We start from the raw sequence: 22,479 nt of genomic DNA, 5'->3' as shown, positions 1-22,479 counted from the left end.
CGACAATACACAGTTGATTTCTGAAAACAAAAAAGCCTGGAAGTAATTCCAGGCTTCAGTTGTTTCAGGTTAGACCGTGGTGGCAAGGACTAGTCCCACCACCATTGACCTTCTTTAAGATCCGAAGGAGCCGATGCAAGTTCTTGAGTATTGTTAAGCTCATCGCTCTTGGCGACTTGGTCCGATTTCAAAACACTGCGTGAATCGATCATCACACCGCCGCCGATCGGAGTCATCAAACGTCCGTTCTTCCAAATTGCGTTGACTGCGGTTTCTACTTGCAGTGGGCTTTGTGCGCCTTGGACAGGCAACACATCCTCGCGGTTGAATACACCTAAGTCCCAAGCGGCAATCGAGTACATGTCGGATTGACGAATGTAAGCGGCTGCGACACTGAGATCAAACAAGTTACGCATGACATGGAAAACGGGAGTAGTATCGGCTAACTCTTCAAACTTTTCAGTGAACTCTCTGGTGAAAGCTTGGCTGGCTGGATCACCCGCTTTTCCGCTGGCGGTACGTTCACCGCTGCGGCTGACGCGTTCAGCTTCACCCACCAGCTTGACGCCTTGGCCTTCTAACTTCAAAACCATGCCATCGGGGCTGACCTTTACGCCAGAGTAATCCGATTCGAACCACCAACGTTGCAGCGATCCGGCACTACGTGAACTGCCAGGCACGCGAGCGACCCAGCTCTTCATGCGAATGGGCGGTTGCTCCAGGCCAATCCCGATCAGCTTCATGCGATAGTCCGCTTCCACCAGGGTCTGCGCGAATCGAGTCGTCGTTGGGACTCCATGAATCGAGACAGTTTGGTAGCCAAGTGAATCCTTCATCGTGGCAGCGATGCTTTCGACCGAAGTATTCGGCGGAATGCGACCATCTAAACTGTGGAGGTAAGCTTGCATGCGAGCAAGACCTTCTTGAGTTGGATCGATCGAGCAACTGATGTAATCTACTCGCCGATCCGATGGTCCGTAGGCTCGCAGAGCGACAATCAAGTCGTCCAGCCGTAAAGCGGGCCGACCAGATTTGATTCCCACGGTGTAGCCATTGGCGTCCAAGGTTAAATCTTCAGCAGGTCCTGCGATGATGATGTCTTTGGAACCTGGCAGATACATGACATATTCGATTCGAGTCAGTCCTGCCACGCTCAACAGCATCGAATCTAGGCTGTTTTGATCGACTGCTTTAGCGACCGCTTCTTCATAACGATTCAAAGATACTTTGCGCAGTGGTGCGACAGCCACTTTGCCATGATTCTGGCGAGCCAGTTGCAGTTGAGCTTCGCGAAGTCGTGGGTCAGTCTGTCGTAGACGCAAAACGTTTTCCGCGTCGATATCAATACCGGCCAAGCCAAACGGGTTGCCCCCCCCAGCTTGTGCGAATACGTGGCTACAAGTCATGAAGGCAAAGGCAGCCGACAGAAGAGCTAATCTGGTTAAGGTTCCAAGCCTGGCCATAGGTTCCTCGTAAGGGACTTTTCGAATTCCGAGTCATTCAAGCAAATTTGCGATGTTGGCAGCCTCGCAGCCACCCACAAATACGATAGTTGGGAATAGAGCAAGTTGCAACTAAATGCCGCAAACGTTCTATATTACCTAGCGACATTGCCTAAAACTCTCCCCTTATTGGAAATTTCGACAAAATCCGGCTTTTCATTAAAGTCGGCTTGACCGCTTCGGCTGCCTCAAGATATGAGCTCTAAGCTGGCAGCAATTGGGCCTGCGTGGGCCATGCGAACTGTTCGGACCCAAGCATTTGCAACGTACGTCGACCTGAAGTCGGCGTTTGTGCGGTAGCCGCCCTTATCCTTATGAAAATCCACCGTTTTAGCTTTGAAATCCGTGTGCCTGCAATCGTTTTTGCGATGCTGGCTTGTGCGCTCGGGTTCTGGGTGCCGACGGGTGCGACGTTGCTGCTTGCCCAAAATGTTCAGTTCCCGTCCACCAGCGCGAATCCTTGGAACCCACCGCCCACCACGGGTTCGCCACTTTTCCCACCAGCTCCGTCGGCCAACAGCGGCTGGGCTGCCGTGGGCACGATTCAACCTGCGGCCCCTCCCCCAAATGCTGGCTTCAATTTCCCGACTACCTCGGGGACGTTTCCAACTGCCACCGGGGCGGTGCCCAATGTCACGTATGGACCTGCGACCATCACGCCGCTGGGGCCACAGCCCAATTTGGGTGCGATGCCACCGGGCTACAACTACAACATGCCAGCCCCGACCAGCGCGGGGGTTTACCCCAATATGGCTCCGCCAGCACTGTTTCCTTCGAATTCCGGCTTGGCGAATCCCTACACCTTTAATCAGGGACTGGGTACCACCAATAGTATCTTTCCAGATTCATGGGTGAACGGAAACAACTGGCGGCTTGGCAGCGGTTGGTTCAACAATGGCAGTACGCCGCTGTGGACGAACAATCCTCCGCAAGTAGTACGCTTCTTTCAAGGCGTCCGTTTTCGACATACTTGGCTGGCCGGCGATGGCGAGTCTAGCAATAACCCTGGTGAAAACCTAGAGATCAACGATAGCGACATCTCATTAGCGTTCGCAATTCCTCGGTTTTTCGGTTCAACAGAACCGTTGTACCTAGTTCCGTCGTACTCCAGCCATCTATGGGAAGGCCCTTCTTCCGCCACGGCGGACCTGCCAGGCGCGGCCTATAGCGCGTTCTTGGATATAGGATGGCAAACCGATCCGGCTCGCACCTTTGGCTTGGAAACGGGCATTCGTTTAGGCGTTTTCACGGACTACGATACCTTCAATGATGAAAGCTTTCGGATTCTCGGGAAGCTTCTCGGACGTGTGCGCCTGACACCCACCGCGGTTGGACGTTTAGGAGTTTACTGGCTGGACCGAAATCGTATCAAACTGCTGCCAGCAGGCGGCATTACGTGGACGCCGAATCCGGACACTCGTTTCGACCTGTTCTTTCCCGAACCCAAGCTGGCACACTATCTAGCGACATTAGGCCAAACCGACATGTGGTGGTACACGACAGGTTACCTGGGCGGGGGCGCTTGGACGATCACGCGTGCTGACAACACCGAAGATTCGATCGACATCAACGATTTACGCATCATGCTGGGATTGGAATTCGGACGCAATGAATTGATGCGAGCAGGTCAACGGACAGCATTTGTGGAGGCAGGCTATGCATTCAACCGCGAGTTGATCTATCGCGTCCGCCCTCAAGACAGCATCGATCTAGAAAACTGCTTTATCCTGCGGGCCGGCTTTGGTTACTGATCGCTAGCCAACACGAAGAGTGGATTCAGCGTTCTTCATCCACTCGCGAATGCTGATTTCGCCGCTGCGATGACTGAGTTTCTCATCGCTGTTGAGCCAATCTTCCACGCGTTTCTGAGCGGAAATCACGGTCGAGTGCTGCCGATTGCCAAAATATTGACCGATCTCGGAAAAGGCAGACGCGGTGTGCTTCCGCGCCAGGAACATCGCAAGCATGCGAGCAGCGCTCACGTTCTTGCTGCGATTCTTGGCCCGCAGCACTTTGGGATCCAGCCCAAAGCTATCGCAAACCACACGCTCGATATCATTCAATCGCAGAACCGGTTGACTAGCTTGAAATAGATCGTAGGTGCAACTCATCGCAAGCTCGTGTGTGAGCTTACCGCCATTGGCCCTTTGCTGTGTCATCAATCGAAATGCCAATCCGTAAACCGCTCGACCATCACCGCTGGATCTGGCGGCTAAATCGTCTAACGTGTTTGGCTCCAATTCGACTTGATGCCTGCGGCAAATATCCGCCAGTAACATTCGACGTATGTCTTTATCCATCGCATCCAGATAACAGGAAACGCCCCCTGATAAACGCGCATGCAGGTCGCCACCCATGCCAACCAATTCGGACATCGGCCGATCTGCGGTCATGACGACTTGCCGTCGCTTTCCAAGCAGGTCATCCAACGTGTTGCGCAGTTCGGCTAACGTTTGCGGTTTGCCTAGGAAGAACTGAGCGTCATCCAAAATCAACCCTTCAACATCACGATACTTTTTACGGAATGCGGTGAAGCCTGTCCCACGAGTCGATTCGGAAAAATCGATCGTAAACTGTTCAGCCGTCATGTACATCACGCGTCGCATCGAGTGTCTGGCTCGCAAACGTTCGCGGATCGATTTGCACAGGTGCGTTTTGCCAACACCGTTGGGACCATAGATAAACAGAAGACCCAACTCGCCAGGTTTGTCGACGACCATATCGACGGCGGTCGCGGCAAGTCGATTACTCTTGCCCACAAAGAAGCTATTGATGCTCTTGGCGGCAGGAGCCTCGGACGGCGCAGACTGAACGGAATTTTTTGAAGGCGATTGAGGCCTGCTGTTCACTGAAGCGATAGCCGCTTGGCGAACGCTGACGCGCTGGCCGATACCAGTCGATTGACTCAAGGGCCTCAACGCGACCACGTGCGGTTCGCCAGAAGCCATCGCGGTCTGCTCGCAAACGCCAACCGACATTTGACCAGCCGAATTCGGTTCAGCAGCCGCTGGCTGCTGCGCTCGGGCCGCAGACTCTTTTGGCAAGCCCACTGGCTGAAGGACTTGCAAATGAATCGAGTGCTCGGCACCGAAGAACTGCTCAACTGCTGTATTCAGTTCTGGCAAGCAAAAATTCTTGATGCAATCGACCATGAAGTCTGTGGTGGCTTCCACATAGATCTTTTGCTGTTCAACTCGCACTTTCGTTTGCGGCCCAAACCACAAGTCAAACGCACTGGAACCCAGCGTATGCAACAGGTGTGCCATAAACGGACCGAGTTGATCGTCGCCACTAGGCGAACTGGCATTCTTTGCCAAATCGCTCAGTGAAGATGGCTGCGAAAAACGACCCGGTGAAGCTACCTCAGGGGCTTTGCAAGACCGCTGAAGTGTCGCTTTCGGATCGATAGCATCAACCAGTTCCGCTTGCATCATCTGAGTTAAACCCGCGTTCCTATTACTACCGCGACAACAATTGAACTTGCAAGCTTCCCAAGCCTTCTTTCTTGCGTTGGCAACAATGAAAAGACGACTTATCGGCCTTAAACAGTTGCTTTTTGCTTGAAAAATTGCCCGAGCGGAGCCTGCAAACCTTTCCTTTGGCCTTCATGCCAATTTCGCCGTTGCGACTGCTGCGATAACTCGCGATGCATTCGTAAGCGACTTGGGCTGGATTGTAAGTGTGCTAGCTAAAACGTCAATTTTGGACTTTAGAAAATTCGAGCTTGGTTGTGCAAAACTTGTTTCGGAGCGTGCTTTAACCGCTACATTTGCTCCTGCGGGTGAAGTAGGAAAATTTCATCGACTGTTCACAAACTCCAAGCCGTCGAATGTGGAAAGCTTGTCGACAGCAGCGGGACCAATTGCCGCTTATTTTTAAGGCAAAAATCTTTAATTCGCCCTTGACGCGGTCCTATGATGCAGCAGCGAACGAAAGACGCGGGCAGCTCAGTTGTCTGGCCCGCCCAATTCGATTCGCTGGCAATTTTTTCCTTGGTTTTTCGGCAACTGGAGGCCTACAGTTTGCCAGCCTACCAAGGATCTGCACTGTCTTACACCACACATACCCAACCAGGATTTGATTAAGATGAAGAAGTTCCTACTCTCATGCGTCGCTGCCGTGGCTCTATGCTCCGCACCTGCATTGCTTTCCTATGCGGAAGATAAGCCCGCTGCAACACAAAGCGTTGTTGAAATCGCTGTCGGCAACGAAGATTTCTCGACCTTGGTCGCCGCCGTTAAGGCCGCAGATCTCGTTGAAACATTGTCCGGCAAAGGTCCATTCACCGTTTTCGCTCCGACCAACGCAGCGTTTGCAAAGGTCGACAAGGACGCTCTAGCGGACCTACTGAAGCCAGAGAACAAAGAGAAGCTTCAAAAGATCTTGACTTACCACGTAGTAGCCGGAAAAGTCATGGCTGCAGACGTTGTTAAGTTGGATGAAGCCAAGGCAGTGAGCGGCGACAAAATCACCATCGAAGTGAAGGACGGCAGCGTAATGCTCAACGGCAAAGCGAAGGTCGTGAAGACCGACATCGTAGGCACCAACGGTGTGATCCATGTGATCGACACTGTGATCATGCCACCAGCTAAGTAATGTTGGATGATAAGCGAGTTCGCTCCGGCGAATTTGACGAACAACTTTCATGAGGTCGCGCGGCTTTTCGCTGAGCGACCTTTTTTCGTTCTTACGCTGCTCAGTCCAATTTCCGTTTGCAGTCGGTCGGAACTACGAACGACTGATCCCGCCTGAATGCGGGACTACGAACCACGGTGACGTTCGGCAGGCGGGACTACAAGCGACTTGCAAGCTTCCGCTGCTCGGCATCCCACGATTGCAACAAGGACTCTGACCACTGCAGCCGATGAATTTGTTCGCATTTGCCGGAGCTGCGGTTGATGTCAAAATAGGTTCCGCAGATGCGCACATCTTCAGTGGCTACGTGAAATGCAACCGGTTCAAAGTTTACGGTCGCTTGAATCACCGCTTCAATGTCTCTGCCCAGCACACTGCGAAACGGCCCAGTCATGCCGATGTCTGTGTGGTAACCGGTACCAAGCGGTAAAACTTGTTCATCTGCCGTAGTAACATGGGTGTGAGTCCCGCAGACCACGCTGACTTTGCCGTCGGCGAACCAGCCAAACGTTTGTTTGTCACTGGTGGCTTCTGCATGCAATTCGACCAAACGAACGACCGGCAGCTCGGCAGACTCAGCGAGATATTTGCTGAAGGCTGCAAACGGGCAATCGACAGGCCGCATGAAAACCCGCCCCATCAGTGAGATTACACATATGGGTGTGTTGGAATAACGCGAGTTCACGACCGTAGCGCCTTTACCAGCCGAACCTTGTGGGAAATTCATAGGCCGCACCAGTCGATCACTGTGATGCAAGCGGTCGATGATCTCTTTTTTTCGATAAACATGATCGCCCAAAGTGACAACATCATAGCCAGCTTGGATAAGTCGATCGAATTCGGAGTTGCGCAACCCTGTTCCGTCGGCAGCATTCTCCGCATTGACGACCAAGAATTCGGCATGCAGTCGTTGCCGCAACCAAGGAGCTGCGGCGCATGCGACTCGCATTCCAGGCTTGCCGACAACATCTCCGATCATAACGCATCGGATGCAGTTTTCGACAAGTTCAGGAAAGCGATCAGATTGCATGTTCATTTCATTAGCGAGCCAGTTCAATGAATCGTGATTCTCGCACGACGGTAACTTTGATTTCCCCCGGATACTGCAGTTGTTGTTCGAAGGCGCGAGCAATATCGCGGCAGATCTTGGCTGCAGCAGCGTCATCGGTCGTTGTACTATTGGCGATCACTCGCAATTCCCGTCCGGCTTGAATAGCAAACGCTTGCTCGACACCATTGAAGCTGCGAGCGATCGTTTCGAGTTCTTCCATCCGTTTGACATAGCGTTCCAACGATTCGCGTCGAGCCCCTGGCCGAGATGCACTGCATGCATCGGCGGTGGCCACCAACAATGTGTATGGATATTCGGTTGTCAGCAGGTCATGATGCCCTAATGCAGCATGGACAACATGCTCGTTCTCGCCAAAGCGTTTTAGCAGGTCAGCGCCGATCTTGGGGTGGCCACCTTCGGTTTCGTGATCCGATGCCTTGCCGATGTCGTGCAGCAGACCGCAGCGTTTAGCCAGTTGTGGATCAAGGCCTATCATTTCAGCAATCATGGCTGACAAGAAAGCAACTTCGACGCTATGCCGTAGTACGTTTTGAGAATAGCTGGTACGGAAGTGCAGTCGGCCTAAGTGTTCTAGAACGCCTGGAGCAAGATTATTAACGCCAACTTCTTCAGCGGCTTCTTCTCCCTTGCGCATAATAAATTTCTCGATCTCTTTTTGAGTCGAAGCGAATAGTTCTTCGATCCGAGCGGGATGAATCCTTCCATCAGCGATGAGCTTGATCAGCGACTGCCGTGCGACCTCGCGGCGAACAGGATCAAAACCACTGACGATAACCACGCCTGGCGTATCATCGATAATCACATCGCAACCGGTGATTTTTTCGAAAGCGCGGATATTGCGGCCTTCGCGGCCGATGATTCGCCCTTTCATATCATCGTTAGGGATATCAACGGTGCTCGTGGTGTTTTCGACCGTGTACATCGAAGCGAACCGCTGCATGGTGGTTAACAAGATATCGCGGGCCTTTTCTTCAGCTTGTTCGGCGATACGGCGTTCATGTTTCAGCAGAACACCGCCGACTTCACTGCTGAGTTCCTTTCGCAAGTTCTCCATCAACATCTCGGTTGCTTTTTCTTTGGAAAGGCCGGTCAGCTTCTGCAGCTCTTCATTTTGCTTTTCGATCAGTGAACCATAAAGCTTGCTCCGTTTCGTGGCTTCTTCCAAACGTTCGGAGAGCCTGCGCTGGGTCTGTTCAACGAACTTCTCTTGCTTTCGAAATTCGTCGCTGGCCTGTTTTAGTTGCAAGTCTTTGGTTTCAAGCTGCTTTTCGCGTTTCTGCAACTCGTGACGTTGGCTGTTTAAATCGGAATCGAACTTGCTTTGCAGGGCGAGCAGTTTTTCTTTCTTTTCGAGTTCCGCTTGTTTGACTAAGTTCGCCGAATCGGTTTTGGCTTGTTCGATAATTTTGGCCGCTTGGGCCTTTGCATCACGCGCTCGCAGTACGCTGAGTGCGTGATAGAGCCCAGCTCCGACAAGAATTGAGATTGCCGCAACGATCAACAGCAAGACACCGCTGCCGCTGGAATCGGCAGCGAGTAAGTTGAGATTCCCATGCAGAAAGCATGTTGAAATCGAATTTGAAAAATGAAAATCTACCACGTTCTACGTTCCTTGATCTGCGTGGCAGCCCTGTCAGGTTGTTTTCTAGCATCAGATTTGACGAAGAATCTAAACAAACCAAGGCTGCGAAAGTTGGCTTTAGCTTTAGTCTCGAGTGGACTTTCGATGAGAACGCGGAGCTGGTTTCCGCAGTTGACGGGCACACATCCGCAGCCAACCGATGGTCGTCTGTTGGCACGTATTCGAATCTCAAGCAATTTCGGGGCAGACTGAATAGATCTTCAGTCGCTAACCGCAGCCAGAGTAAGAAAACTAAGATAGGAGGCATATCACTGCTTTCGCGTTCAGACCGATCGAGTCCCGGAGACTGCTGGCCGAACAAATGAAATTCGTGCCTAGCAGTCTCTGAAAATCGAGTTTTTGAACAAAATTTACGGGCAGAAGGCGATAACTTAACATTATGGGCCGCCGAAGGTTACTTCGATCGCCACACGCCTTGCCGCCGTCTGCAATATACTAGCAGGTATGAGGAGCATTTTGCAATCGGGGGCAGCCGGGGGAATTTTCCGTACCGGCACTTACCGTTGCACAAAATGCCGGTCAAATTGTCACAATAGCAGGGAAACCGATTGAGTTTCTCCCAATAACGCGATCGTCCATGCGAATACTCCGCAGAACTCTTTTTAAGTTTTTACAACGCCCCCTACAGGACAACCCAAAATGAAATGGGCTCGGCTAGTTGCAGGAGCACTGCTTGTGATGGGCTTTGTGCTGACCCTAGGCTTGGGAATGGTTCCCTCCAAGTACGATCCGCCGCTCCAGCTTGCAAGTACCGCCGCGTCGGTGAGCTTGAAAGCTCCTCGTGCAAAATGGAGCGAAGCACAAGCAAGCTTTTTGCAGCAGTTTGACTCGCAGATTGCTGCCCATGCGGAAGCACGCCATTTGGCCCTAACCCTTCCAGCAGATTGGCTGACCGTCTGCCGACGACTCTCGCTGGCGCTGCTCGGCTCGGGTCTGTCGCTCAGCGACATTCGCTCGTTGGAAAAGCTGCCGGAAGAACAACGGATCGACGCTTTTGTCAATTCCGCCTTGGCCGACAATCGGTGGTCGAACTATTGGAGCGAGCGTTTTACTCGAGCCTACGTGGGGGACAACAACGGGCCTTTTCTCGTGTATCGACGGCGTCGATTTCGATTGTGGTTGGCGGAACAGTTTGCCAATGATCTTCGTTACGACCAGTTGGTCCACAGATTGATCACGGCCAAAGGACTCTGGACAGATCGTCCCGAAGTCAATTTCTACACCGCCACTGCGGATGGTGATGAGGATGGTCGAGCGGACCCCGTCCGGATGGCAGGTCGCGTTTCGCGAGTCTTCCTGGCCAAACGAATCGATTGTTTGCAATGCCATGATGATTTCCTCGGTAATGTTTCTTTAGCGACGCAGGAGGGCTTCAAGCCAGGTACGCAAGAGGATTTCCATCGGTTGGCGGCCTTCTTTGACGGCGTGAATGTCAAGAATCCGTTGACTGGCGTATCGGATGATGCCCGCACTTACAAAGCGACCTTGTTGGGTGATGAAGAGCCGACGGAAATCGATGCGCAGATCCCCTTCGTTCAGGACTTGTTTGATGAGCAATTGCCGCGACGAGAGGCGCTCGCTAGTTGGTTGACGCACCAGCAGAACGATTACTTTGCACGAGCAACAGCGAATCGAGTTTGGGGGCTAATGACCGGCCATCCGATGGTTGCCCCGGTCGATAATATTACGGACGATGCCGAAATGCTAGAACCCTTGCAAACGCTGGCCAAAGCGTTGGTTGCTAGCGACTACAGTATCAAAAGTTTGATTCGATTGATCGCGAGCAGCGAGACGTTTCGTCGCGATTCGCGGGCCGAAGACTTTGAGATTACCGAGGCCCATGAGCTATGCTGGGCTGCATTCCCAATTTCGCGTTTGCGACCTGAGCAGATCGCGCTTTCGGTTTTTCAATCTGCCAATCTAACTAGGCTGAGCGATGATTCGAACATCTTGCAACAACTTGGGCGTAGCGATGAACTGAATAAGTTCACAAAGGACTTTGGAGACCTTGGCGATATGGAACTCAATGGCATTCCGCCGACGATCACCCAACGTTTGCTGTTACTCAACGGCAAGGCTAGTGGCGATTCGACTAAATCCGACTTGGTAGCCAACGCCGTATCGAGGATTGGAGCATTCGCATTAAACGATGATGCTTTAATCGAGCATGTTTATCTGGTCTTTCTGAATCGGTATCCGACAACGCAAGAGTATGAACAGTTGAAGAGCGAGTATCTACCGCAGGATAATGAGGTTGCTAAAGATCGCCAGACCAGTCGCCGCGATAAAGTGGCAGCCGCTTGTGACCTCGGTTACGCCCTGCTCAACAGTGCTGAGATGCAGTGGAATCATTGACATTCAACGGAAAGTGACGGCGAGTTAGAGATGATTAGTAAAATAGAAACTGCTGCGTGCGAATCCTATCGTCGATTTTCACGGCGACAGATTATAGGTACCGCATCGATTGCTTCGACCGGATCGATGCTATTTAACCCTTGGACAGCGCTTGCTGAAACCATTGCGGTACAGCCTGCCGAGAAACGCTCGGCCAATGCAACTTCGTTGATTATTGTCTGGTTACAAGGTGGCCCGAGCCAATTGGAGACCTTTGACCCGCATCCGGGAACACTGATCGGAGGTGAAGTGAAGCCGATTGCGACATCACTCAAAGGCGTTCAATTGGCGGATTCGATGCCGGGCACTGCCGAGCAGATGCATTTCGCTACCTTGATTCGATCGATGGTAAGCAAGGAAGGGGATCATGAGCGAGCGACCGTCAACTTCAAGACCGGTTGGCGGCCTGACCCAACCTTAGAACATCCCGCGATCGGAGCGATTCTCGCTCACAAGAGTAATCAAGCATTGGATCTGCCTCAGCATATTTCCATTCTGCCGACTCAGTTACCAGCTCGCGCAGGATTCTTGGGGCCGCAATTGGACGCATTTACGATGGGCGATCCGAACGAGCCACTGCCGAACTTGGTTGCTCGCGTGGATGAAGATCGCAGGAGCAAACGCTTGCGGATGATGGCGGAGATAGCCGATCGAGAATTCCTGCGAGGCCGATTGCGTGATTTGGAACAAAACCGATTACAGCAAAATTCGACTGCTCAAAGCGCGACCAACTTGATGGACACGCAACAGTTGGAGGCTTTTGAGGTGAACAAAGAAAGCGAGACGCTTCGCGCCAGTTTCGGAAATACGCCGTTTGGTAGAGGATGTCTGGCAGCGATTCGCTTAGTCCAGCAAGGTGTTCGATGCGTGGAGATTGAACTGAATGGTTGGGATTCCCATGTCGACAATCACAACTTGCAATATCGACGCGCGAAGGAACTAGATGCGGCTTTGTCCTCCATGCTCAAGCTGTTGCATGAGCGTGGCTTGCTGGGCAGAACGATTGTCCTTTGTTCGGGCGAGTTTGGACGTACGCCTCAGATCAATGTTGCCGGTGGCCGAGATCATTGGCCCACGGGCTTCAGCACGTTAGTGGCCGGCGGTCCCTTTCGCCGAGGGCACGTCCATGGAAGCACAAATCCTAGATCAACCCAATACGCAAGCGAAGTCGCTCAGCAAGTAACCGACCCGGTGACAATCCCTGAACTGCATGCGACCATTTTGTATGCTTGCGGCATAGACCCGGCGGCAGAAATGATCACGCCGATTGGGCGACCGATCGCCTGGAGCGAAGGCACGGTTCGCAGGGAATTATTGTCGATCTGAGGTTGCTGGGAAACTTGACCAGGAGTCGGTGGACGGGACACAGGTTGCCAAGGCCACAGGCCACAGGCCAAACCACCGCGATACCAAAAATGGGACGTCTATACCGATTTGTAATCCAAAAGGATTGCAAGCTGAGTATTCTTTGTTATGTTCGCCCATCAAGCACGCTAGCTTTGTCAGTTTGAGCACTATTAATACGCCTAATATATCCCAGTGGAGTCCCCTGATGGCCTACGAGTACGTCCGCATATCTAAGCTTATCGACCATTCTTTACTCAACCCAACTTTGACTTTGTCGCAAATTGATGCCGGAATCGATTTGGCACTTGCCTACGACGTCGCCAGTATTTGCATTATGCCAGCTTATCACAAACACTGTGTGGAACGAGTAAAGGGGTCGACCGTCTTTCCAAGCAGCACGGTAGGGTTTCCTCACGGTGCCAACCTGACGAAAACCAAGCTTTATGAAGCTGAACGACTGATCGAAGAAGGCTGCATCGAACTGGATATGGTAGTCAATATTTCGGCCGTACTAAGTGGCGATTACGGGCTGGTCGAGCAGGAAATCCAACAGATCGTCAAGCTTGCCCACCAAGCTGACCGAAAGGTGAAAGTGATTTTTGAAAACTGCTACCTCAACGATCAACAAAAGATACAACTGTGCAAAATTTGCTGCGCAGCGAACGCCGATTGGGTAAAGACCAGCACAGGCTATGGTACAACAGGAGCAACACTGCCCGACCTGCAACTGATGCTCGACAACGTCACGAGCCCGGTTCAAGTAAAAGCGGCCGGTGGGGTACGTGATTATGAGACACTGATCCAAGTCATGGAGATGGGTGTCACTCGTGTGGGAGCATCGCGTACTGCGGAAATGTTGAACCCGGCACGCGCTGCGGCCGGCCTTGATCCGATTGTGGTGGGTGCAACGGGCGCTTCCTCGTACTAATGATCTGTCGTCAGTAAACCGAAGCGACCGAAACTTTAGTGATTTCTTGCGGTTCTCATGCTATGGGACCCGCTTTTTTTATGGTTTCACCTTACCGTACGATCATTCGCCTTATCCACGTCCTGCGGCAGGATTAGCCTAAACAAGATCCCCTACCAAATTGTTGGTAGAAGCGACTTTTGCGTTTAGTTGCTTGTATGCTGTAGAATAAGGTTTAGGGTCCACGGCTCGGTCTGAGATCCGCGGCCGGTCAGTCGCAAAGTTTTACTGCAGTCGCCTACTTCCAAACGACACTCAATTATGAAACGCTCAATTCGCAACATTTTGTGCTCGGCCGTGATCCTGTGCGTGCCGCTGGCTAGTTCAAGTTTCGCTCAATTTGGTGGCGGCGGAGGCGGTGGCACGGGAGGCTTTGGCACCGGAGGAACGGGTGGAACCGGAGGCTTTGGAACGGGCGGAACCGGCGGTTTTGGAACCGGCGGTTTTGGAACCGGCGGTGGCGGTGGAACTGGTGGAGGCGGTGCGAACAGCTTCGGTTCCGGATTTGGAGGTGGCTCGGGTGGCGGTGGCGGTGGCGGCGCTCAAGGCAATTCTATGTTTCAACCGACAACGTCCGCTTTTGGAAATCAGAGTCTTGGCGGCCGAACTCCCTTCGGAGCAGAAAGCAATCTGCGAGGGCCCGCGTCAGCGACCGGAGCCGCCGGAGCGGCGCGTCGCACGACAGGAGCGACCGGACTTGGCGGCGTCGGCGGTATTGGCGGCATCGGCGGAATTGGTGGCATCGGCGGCATGGGGCGAAACAATCGAAATACAAATTTGAACCAGACCAACAACCAATCGCAAATCCGCACACGGCTGTCGGCATCGAATATGCGTCAAGAGCTTGACACGATTCCAGTGATTCCTGCAACTCAGCTCATGGCCAGGCTAGCTCGTATTCCCGAAGCCGCGAAGTATCAAGGTATCAACGTCGCAATCCAAGGTAACACGGCGATTATCGCCAGCTCAACCCTCGCTTCGACAGATCAGAACAAGTTGGAGCGACTATTGCTTTTGGAACCTGGCATTAATGAAGTTCGCTTTACTGGACAGACTCCCGAGACCATCGAGCCGACGGTGGCACCCATCAATAATTAGTCTTTAAGCCAGCCAACGGTCGAACCACTCCCACGCTTCCGCCTGCATTTCTCGGTCAAACTTGTGCGGGCCAGGATAGAACGATGCGCGGTAAGCATCGCTGGCACCAGCCTTCGCAAAGATCGCTTGCATCATTGCATCGGCGCGTTTCATTTCAGGCAATGTGAACAATGGATCTTCATTATTGTTGAGGACCAACGTGGGAAGCGGCGCTCGCATCGCCAAAATCTCTGGATAATCCAGTTCGCGAGGCAAGCCCGGTATATAGATCATCCAAGTGTGCGTGTAAGCTTTGTGCAGTAAGTAGTCACGCCAAGTTGACATCATGCCTGCACAGCAGGCGCACTTGATTCTAGGGTCTATGCCAGCCAAGTAAGTGGTGCGGAGCCCGCCGCCCGAAAGCCCAGCACAGCCAATTCGGTTTGCATCGACATCTTCACGTGAGCTGAGATAGTCCAGCGCTCGTTGATCTTCCGAAAGAAATACGCCGGGCCACGTGAGCCCAGCGCAAAACAAGCTCTTGGCCATAAGATGCTCATGCTCACCCGCAAAGCTATTGTAGGCTTGCACGGCCTCCACGCTATCGCCTTCCATCGGAGGCAATCGACGCGTAAGCACGGAGGGCAGATCCGACGGCAGAACGCGCCGCGACCCGAACGTGTATGTATCATGGACCAAAACGACGTATCCCCGTTTGGCAATTTCGTTCGCCCAAGCCAAGCCACCGTAATCGCTAGTTTGATGTTCTGAGATTATCGGATGCTGCGCCGCGTTCGTCTTGGTTATCTTCTCGTGGCCAAAGAATTTCATCCCACCGTGATCGTGCAAGCCTAGGATCGCGGGCAGGCGGCCGCTAGAGTTGGCTGGCTTGAGCAAGACAGCTTTCGTTCTCGGACCATACGGAAGCTGCCAACTCAATTGCTCAATGTGCAGCCCTTCAAACAGTTCGGTACCATGCGTTTGGACGTCCGTCATCGGCTCGACAGGCGGTTGGAGTAAATAGTTTTCCACGCGTTGCCGCGCTTCTGAACGCCAAGCATCTAAATCGGTAAACTGGTCCAAACGAAATGAAAAACTCGCTGGTTGATCGCCAACGATTTTAGCAGCCCACTCACCATAGACTCCGATCATATTGGGCTGGATGTTGCCGGTGCTCATGGCCGACGATTCTTGCGCAACGGCTGACCGAGCGACCGTTTGACCACTGAGCAGTAGGCCTGCTGCGGCCCCGCCAGCCTGCAAGACTTGTCGTCGATCGAGCATAGATTCTGGTTCCATCATGACATCTCCGATAATTCACATATGCAAGCGGCAAGCATCAAGTCGATTGCCCAATCTTCCAAGATAACCTAAGTCACCATCAATTTCAGCCCGTCGGCGAAGTGGTCTTTGCGCCGAGGGGCAATTCATCTAATTGTGCCCTGTACTAGTTGGGTTTCCGGTCACCAGCGGGCATGTTGTTAACGGGTTTTGCCGTGTTCTGGTTCGTTACCCCCCCATACTCCTGCATTCACGCCACGAAATGATCACTTGGATTCCACGAAAATGAGCGGTACGGCAAGATCGATACTTCGAGCAGCCTCATGGCGAGGAATCTGCGCCACCGTCATCATTTTGGCCGTCCTCGATGTACAGTCAGCGTTCGCTCAAAATGAACTAAGAATTCGCGACCTATGCCGAGTGAAAGGCCAAGAGACAAACACTTTGCAAGGAGTCGGCTTAGTCGTTGGCTTGAAAGGCACCGGGGATGGCGATTCCAAACCGATGGCCCGGGCGCTGGCTCGTATGCTGTCGTTAATGGGAGCGCCGATCGCAGCAGACGTGCAAGGGCAACTGCAGACAGCCGAAATCTCCGATGCAAAGAATGTGGCTTTGGTAGTCGTGACCGCAACCGTACCTGGAACTGGTTCGCAACCAGGCGATCTGCTGGACTGTACCATCAGCGCCGTCAAAGCAAAAAGTTTAGAGGGTGGCCAACTTTTGTTGACGCCTTTACTCGGTCCACGTGTCGATCAACCAACGGTGTACGGCTTGGCCAGTGGTCCCATCACGATCGAAACGAAAGAGATTGCAACCAATGGAAAGATCGCCAATGGATGCAAAATGGAAGCGGCCATTCAAACCACTTTTATCAGTAACAATAAGTTCACTCTGATTCTCAGCCAAGAGCACAGCTCATTTGGAACTGCCCAGTACATTGAAGATCGCATCAACGAAGAATATCGAATTGGGCTGGGCGTTTCTAACGGCAGTACTTCTCAGTTCGATGCTCCCGCAAGAGCAATCGATCAGATCCATATCGAAGTCGCCGTACCACCCACCTACGCAGACCGCCCCATTCAGTTTATCTCACTGATGCTGGACGTTCCCGTCATTAACCTGCGCGGCAACAAGCGTGTTGTTATTCGCGAACGAGAAGGCATTGTGATCATCGGCGAAGATGTGACCATTTCGCCTATCGCGATCTCGCATAAAAACATCTCGATCAGCGCCAATGCGAAAGGCGCACCCGGTGGCTCCTTTGTTGGCACGACAACGATTGGCGTGCCCGAAGAACAGCCAACTCTGCAAAGCCTGGTCAATGCGTTGAACAAGTTAGCTGTCCCCACGGATGATGTTATCGCGATCATCAAGGCGATCAAACGACAGGGCAACCTGTACGGCGAATTAGTTATTGAATGAATCAGTGGAAGTTTCGCTGGGTGGCACAGAGCCCCTGAGTGCGAGTCCTCGTAGTAAAATGCTTAGGTGAATGATGCAAATATCAGGTTCTTACTCGCTACCAGAGCTTCCACTTTCCTCCGCGAACCAATCTGCCAATACGCTCAATGAGTCCGAGGTAGGATTGAGCAACGCCTCGCGACTACTCGCCAATGATCGCAGTCAACCGTCGGAAGGCGATACAAAACTGCGTGAGGCTTTCAAAGACTTTGTTGGGCAAACGTTGTTTGGCCAGTTGATGAAGTCAATGCGTTCTACGGTCGGCAAGCCTGCGTATTTTCACGGCGGACGAACGGAGGAGATCTTCCAATCACAACTGGACGCGGTAATGACCGAGGAACTCACGGAATCCACGGCAGCGTCCTATGCTGACCCCATGTTTGAGCTCTTCCAGTTAAATCGCAGATAGCCACCCTAGCTCGATAGCTTCTTGAAGACGGCAGTAGGTGCCATGCGTAGCATACCCAAGCTGATCGCGTCTTGCTGTGTTAGAATAAAGTCCACTGTCTATACTTGTACACTGTCTGTATTTGTACATAGCCAAAGCGTGAAGACCGCTGTCTTTGCAAGACATGAACTGGGAACGAACATGAAGTTTCTTAAGAAGAACGCGTTTGATACGCCCCGCATTGCTGGCCGCTCGGCTGGACTAGTTCACTTGACGACTCTCGCCGCGATAGCTTGGACCAGTTGTTGCCTAGCTCAACAGTCGAAGAGTTCAGCAGAGGGAAAGTCCCCTTCGGCCAATTCAATCTTCGCTAAAGCGTCCGATGCACTGAGCCCTTCTCAGGCACTGCAAACGCTGGAAATTGTTGCTGGTTACTCGGTTCAACTCGCTGCATCAGAACCACAAGTGGTTGATCCTGTTGCGATGCGATTTGATGAGCTTGGTCGCATGTGGGTTGTTGAAATGCGGGATTATCCCACTGGCCCCCAACATGCAAACGAGCGGCCCAAGGGCCGCGTAGTTGTGCTCCAGGACAATGACCAAGATGGCTTCTATGAGACGTCGACGGTGTTCGCAGAACAACTGTTGTTTCCAACCGGAGTGCAACCAACGACCAGAGGAGCTTACGTGACTGCGGCAGGACGGCTAATCGAACTGCTGGACCTCGACGGCGACCTAAGAGCGGATCAATCGCACGATGTGTTGATGGAGCTTGCTGAAGAAAATCCACAACTACGAGCGAACGATCCGACTCTTCGTGCGGATGGTTGGTTGTACGTTTGTAATGGGCTGCGGTCACGAGAAGTTACGTTCCAATGGGGTGACCAAAAATCGAAGCTCAATATCGGTGGTCGTGATATTCGCTTGAACTTAAAGACCGGCGAATTCCAAGCGATCACCGGGCCCTCCCAGTTCGGCATGGCTTGGGATAGTTTCGGCGGTCGATATTTCTGCAGCAATCGCAATCCTTGCGTGCAGGTGATTTTGGAGCAAGATCAGATCGCTAGTGGCACGGTACTTACGGGATTAGCGGCAACACAAGATGTACTCCCCAGTGGCGAGCGTTCGGTGGTTTATCCTGTCAGTCCAACGTGGACAACTTCCAATCTGCATCAAAATCAATTCACGGCAGCCTGCGGTCTGGAGATTGCTAACTTGCAGATCCAATTTCAATCCCAGCCAACAACCTTTCAAGACTGGGTATTTGTTTGCGAACCTACCGGGAATTTGGTTCACGCTGGAGTGCTAGACCAATCTTCCATCGTCACGAAAGCCGAACCAATTCGATCCAACCAGGAATTTTTAGCCAGCCGCGATCCTTGGTTTCGTCCAGTCCACATCACGATTGGCCCAGATGGATGTATCTACGTCATCGATATGTATCGAGCAGTGATTGAGCACCCGGAATGGGTTCCTGACGAACTGAAGGATCGGCCCGATGCGGAATTTGGCAACGCGCATGGACGCATTTACCGTGTGTCCCCTACCTTGCCCGATGGAAGTCGGGATGAGCGAATGCAGTTTCTGTCAACGGATACTGCATTTGAGAAATTCATGACCAGTCAATCACCGCAGCAGCGTGATATCGAGCAGTGGCAGCAGCGTTTTCAAACTATCTCTAACATTCAACTAGCAGCGACGTGGAAGTCGGCTAGAGAGCGAGTTCCTGCCAAAGTAGAGTTCCTCGAAATTTTGATCGGTTCGCTTGCAAGCGACCATGCGAAAGTGGCTTTTGAAGCAGCATGGTATGCAGCCACACTGGTGGATCAACTCCCCGCATCAGACGCTGCGCGGTTGCAATTGGCGTTGTTCCAAACGGTACGTCGCCACGCAAACAATCCATATGTACTAGCTGCATTATACCCCGCGGTCTCGGACAAGGCGGCTTTCTTGCATGCGGTCCACGAGGTGATGATGGATTCTGACCGTGAAATCGATGGCCACCTGTGGTACGAAGATTTGGTGAAGCGAAATCTCAGCGATCTTCATTCAGTCGACTCCACCAAATCAATGATCTTTCGGGCAATCGATGCTGTGAATCAGGATTCATCGCAAGTATCGACTTCGCAGGTCGCTTGGCTAGCGACTCTACTCAACGGTTCGGTACGAAGCCCTGCCGGAAAGGAATTCGCGGAATTGCCTGCAACGCAGCATTTTGTGTTGCAGCACGGTCAACGCTATTTTGCAGAATCAGATTCGATCAATACGCAATTACAATTCCTACTGGCTCGGTTGCTACCCTTTATAAACCATCCCGACTTACAAAGATTGCAAGCGGACTTGATTCAGCAAAACCGGTTTCCTCACGCGACGGCTGCGATGTTGGCTACGAGCGCCGAGGGCGGAAGCTTTGACCAGGCGCAGTTGCTCAAGCGTTTCGTTACAGCCACTGGTGAGCTTCGCAACCAGTTGTTCAATGCTTTGATGGCTGGTCCCAGTGGCCGACAGAGCTTACTTGCGACGCTAGAGACCGGCGAGATAACGATTACTCAGCTAGATACACTGCAAGCCGATCGGTTGCGAAATGTTCGCGACGAGCAATTGAGATCGCGTATCGAGCGTTTATGGACCGCCTCTATCGACGTTGACCGAGCGAGCGTGGTGGCTAGTTACCAAACAAATCTCGACACCGTCGGCAATATCGCTAGCGGTCGAGACGTATTTCGTAAGCAATGTGCCGCTTGCCATCGCCTGGAGAATTATGGCACAGCCGTTGGCCCTGATATCTCCGACAGTCGGCAGCAATCGCCCGAGCAGTTGCTGACTTCGATCTTAGACCCTAATCGCGCCATTGATGGAGCCTATTTTCGGTTTATCGTTCTGCTGAACGACGGGGAGATCGTCGACGGGATTGTCAAGCAAGAATCGGCAGCGACGGTGCACATTCAAACCAGCAGTGGACTGGTGCGTGAACTCGCTAAATCGGACATTGAATCGATCAAATCAACAGGTGTCTCGCTGATGCCCAGCGGCTTTGAGATGCAGATCGATCCCCAACAAATGTCCGATTTGGTCTACTATTTGAAAAACTGGCGCTATGCCCCATGAACGTTGAGGGATCAATTTAGGGCTCATTCGGAAAGTTCGTTGCACGATAGATGTAAAGTTCTGCTGGTTGGCAGTGGGCGAACTTCCCGAACCAAGTACAATTCGTCATGGAAAGAGAGCTTTGGCCGCTGAGTGTGCTCGGCAACTGAATTGGTTGAAGCTCCAGTATTAGCACCATCCTGCCTTCACACGACGCGAAATGATCAAACTTCCAGCAGTCCTCGGCTTTACGGCTTTGACGTTCTTTTCCTGGGGAACCTACGGAATCTTGCTGCATAAGGGGCAAGACCTGATGGACCACGCGATGCTGAAGCCCTTTGTGTTTGTAGGAGTCGCTTATTTTTTCATCGCAGTCTTATTCCCGGGAGCGATGTTGACGAAAAACGGCGAGAAAGGATTTTGGTCCTTTACTGGCACCGTGATGTCATTTGTGGCCGGTGCGGTGGGCGCGTTAGGTGCCCTTGGGATCATCATGGCACTGAATTTTGGTGGCAAGCCAATCTACGTGATGCCTTTTGTCTTTGGCCTAGCACCAGTCGTTAATACCTTGGTGACGGCTACCATCAACAGAACTTTCAACCAGATTAAGTTTTTGTTCGTGGTTGGTTTGGGGCTGGTGATCTTGGGAGCGATCGGTGTCTTGATTTCGAAAGGCTCGCCGGAAAAAGCAAAGACCGCCGCCACCGTGACTGCTTCCGTTTCTCTCGACCAGACGGCTCCTGTGCTTCATTTCGCTGCGTTTCAGTCGACGGAAGTGCCCGTTGTCGAAGCGGCTGCGGTTCAGTCGGCCAATACGTCCGAATCCAAAGACGAACTCAACAGCACAACCGGGATCGTATTCTCGATGATCATGGCGGCATTCTGCTGGGGAGCGTACGGCCCAGTCTTGCATATTGGCCAGATGCGGATGGGCGGCTCTCGCTTGCGTCCATTTTGCTGTGTTGGTCTGGCGTATTTCTTCATTGCAGTTGCGATTCCCCTCATCTTGATTCAGACCGGCTTGGATCGTGGGCAGTGGGATTTCTGGGGAGCTTTGTGGTCAACGGGTGCCGGAGCCCTGGGCGCATTGGGGGCTCTTGGAATCATCTATGCATTTAACTTTGGTGGTAAGCCCATTTTCGTAATGCCGCTGGTATTTGGCTTTGCGCCGATCATCAATACCATTGTTTCAATGAGCGTATCGGGGACACTGAGCCAGATTAGCCCGCTTTTTGTCGGAGCGTTGGCTACCACCATTGCTGGAGCGGTCATGGTGCTGGTCTTTCAGCCCAGCGGCAAACCGCACGGCAAATCTGCTGGTGCTCCTAGCACGGCCAAGCAGGACGCGAAACCAACACCAAAAGCGACAGCCGCCCCCCCTGTGGCTCCCACGACTCCTGTAACGACATCTGCCGCCCCCTCGCCAAACCAACTCAAGCCAGCGACGACGGCCCCCATGTCGGAACCGCACACAGCGCACAATTCGCCTTCCGCAACTCAAGATCTTCCAATATCTGAACCAGAGAGTGCTCAACAAGCGGGCAAGCCAGATGAACCAACGGCTTGATGCATCGAAATTTGGAGTTACGAGCCGTTTTGAGTTATAATCGTTTAAGTTAGCCTCGT

Annotated in this window: 15 protein-coding genes; 10 read left to right on the top strand and 5 right to left on the bottom strand. The window is 52.5% G+C overall.

Features of this window, described 5'->3' with window-relative positions; genetic code table 11:
- Positions 1-89: 89 nt before the first annotated feature.
- On the bottom strand, positions 90-1,463 hold the full coding sequence (locus tag SH302x_RS07770) for a DUF1598 domain-containing protein (protein WP_479368163.1): 1,374 nt from the start codon (positions 1,461-1,463) through the stop codon (positions 90-92).
- Between the two features lie 353 nt (positions 1,464-1,816).
- Here SH302x_RS07770 and SH302x_RS07765 point away from each other — a divergent pair, with 353 nt between their 5' ends.
- A complete protein-coding gene (locus SH302x_RS07765; RefSeq protein WP_479368162.1) occupies positions 1,817-3,253 on the top strand; it encodes a hypothetical protein in 1,437 nt (478 codons plus the stop codon).
- 3 nt (positions 3,254-3,256) lie between these two features.
- On the opposite strand, the gene SH302x_RS07760 is transcribed toward SH302x_RS07765, so the two are convergent.
- Positions 3,257-4,936, bottom strand: a complete 1,680-nt coding sequence (locus SH302x_RS07760) for a DnaA ATPase domain-containing protein (RefSeq protein WP_479368161.1) — start codon at positions 4,934-4,936, stop codon at positions 3,257-3,259.
- 652 nt (positions 4,937-5,588) lie between these two features.
- Here SH302x_RS07760 and SH302x_RS07755 point away from each other — a divergent pair.
- Complete coding sequence (locus SH302x_RS07755; RefSeq protein ID WP_479368160.1) at positions 5,589-6,098, top strand: fasciclin domain-containing protein; 510 nt, start codon at positions 5,589-5,591, stop codon at positions 6,096-6,098.
- Between the two features lie 196 nt (positions 6,099-6,294).
- Here the strand turns inward: SH302x_RS07755 and SH302x_RS07750 are convergent, their stop codons facing one another.
- Together SH302x_RS07750 and rny are read right to left on the bottom strand one after the other, a co-directional pair.
- On the bottom strand, positions 6,295-7,167 hold the full coding sequence (locus SH302x_RS07750) for a TIGR00282 family metallophosphoesterase (RefSeq protein WP_479368159.1): 873 nt from the start codon (positions 7,165-7,167) through the stop codon (positions 6,295-6,297).
- 10 nt (positions 7,168-7,177) lie between these two features.
- On the bottom strand, positions 7,178-8,809 hold the full coding sequence (gene rny / locus SH302x_RS07745) for a ribonuclease Y (RefSeq protein ID WP_479368158.1): 1,632 nt from the start codon (positions 8,807-8,809) through the stop codon (positions 7,178-7,180).
- A 681-nt stretch (positions 8,810-9,490) separates the two neighbouring features.
- Between rny and SH302x_RS07740 the strand changes: the two genes are divergently transcribed.
- The 4 genes from SH302x_RS07740 (at position 9,491) to SH302x_RS07725 (ending at position 14,657) form a co-directional block, all read left to right on the top strand.
- Entirely contained in the window at positions 9,491-11,206 is a 1,716-nt protein-coding gene (locus SH302x_RS07740) for a DUF1553 domain-containing protein (RefSeq protein ID WP_479368157.1), read from the top strand.
- Between the two features lie 30 nt (positions 11,207-11,236).
- Positions 11,237-12,571, top strand: coding sequence for a DUF1501 domain-containing protein (locus tag SH302x_RS07735; RefSeq protein ID WP_479368156.1), 1,335 nt, complete (start codon positions 11,237-11,239; stop codon positions 12,569-12,571).
- Positions 12,572-12,797: 226 nt separating this feature from the next.
- Positions 12,798-13,520 (top strand): deoxyribose-phosphate aldolase, encoded by a 723-nt coding sequence (gene deoC, locus SH302x_RS07730; protein ID WP_479368155.1) that lies wholly within the window; start codon positions 12,798-12,800, stop codon positions 13,518-13,520.
- A gap of 300 nt (positions 13,521-13,820) precedes the next feature.
- Positions 13,821-14,657 (top strand): hypothetical protein, encoded by an 837-nt coding sequence (locus SH302x_RS07725; RefSeq protein ID WP_479368154.1) that lies wholly within the window; start codon positions 13,821-13,823, stop codon positions 14,655-14,657.
- A 3-nt stretch (positions 14,658-14,660) separates the two neighbouring features.
- Here SH302x_RS07725 and SH302x_RS07720 read toward each other — a convergent pair whose 3' ends face one another.
- Positions 14,661-15,938, bottom strand: coding sequence for a dienelactone hydrolase family protein (locus SH302x_RS07720; protein WP_479368153.1), 1,278 nt, complete (start codon positions 15,936-15,938; stop codon positions 14,661-14,663).
- A 264-nt stretch (positions 15,939-16,202) separates the two neighbouring features.
- Here SH302x_RS07720 and SH302x_RS07715 point away from each other — a divergent pair, with 264 nt between their 5' ends.
- From SH302x_RS07715 to SH302x_RS07700, 4 genes are all read left to right on the top strand, one after another.
- Entirely contained in the window at positions 16,203-17,339 is a 1,137-nt protein-coding gene (locus SH302x_RS07715) for a flagellar basal body P-ring protein FlgI (protein WP_479368152.1), read from the top strand.
- 70 nt (positions 17,340-17,409) lie between these two features.
- Positions 17,410-17,787 (top strand): rod-binding protein, encoded by a 378-nt coding sequence (locus tag SH302x_RS07710; RefSeq protein WP_479368151.1) that lies wholly within the window; start codon positions 17,410-17,412, stop codon positions 17,785-17,787.
- 180 nt (positions 17,788-17,967) lie between these two features.
- Positions 17,968-20,874 carry a PVC-type heme-binding CxxCH protein gene (locus SH302x_RS07705; RefSeq protein WP_479368150.1) on the top strand — a complete coding sequence of 969 codons (2,907 nt, stop codon included), beginning with the start codon at positions 17,968-17,970 and terminating at the stop codon, positions 20,872-20,874.
- A 199-nt stretch (positions 20,875-21,073) separates the two neighbouring features.
- Positions 21,074-22,420, top strand: coding sequence for a hypothetical protein (locus tag SH302x_RS07700; protein WP_479368149.1), 1,347 nt, complete (start codon positions 21,074-21,076; stop codon positions 22,418-22,420).
- Positions 22,421-22,479: the final 59 nt, after the last annotated feature.

This window comes from Njordella calcicola (assembly GCF_056494125.1).
The sequence above is the reverse complement of the archived record's forward strand: the minus strand, read 5'-3'. Positions and strand labels throughout refer to the sequence as shown.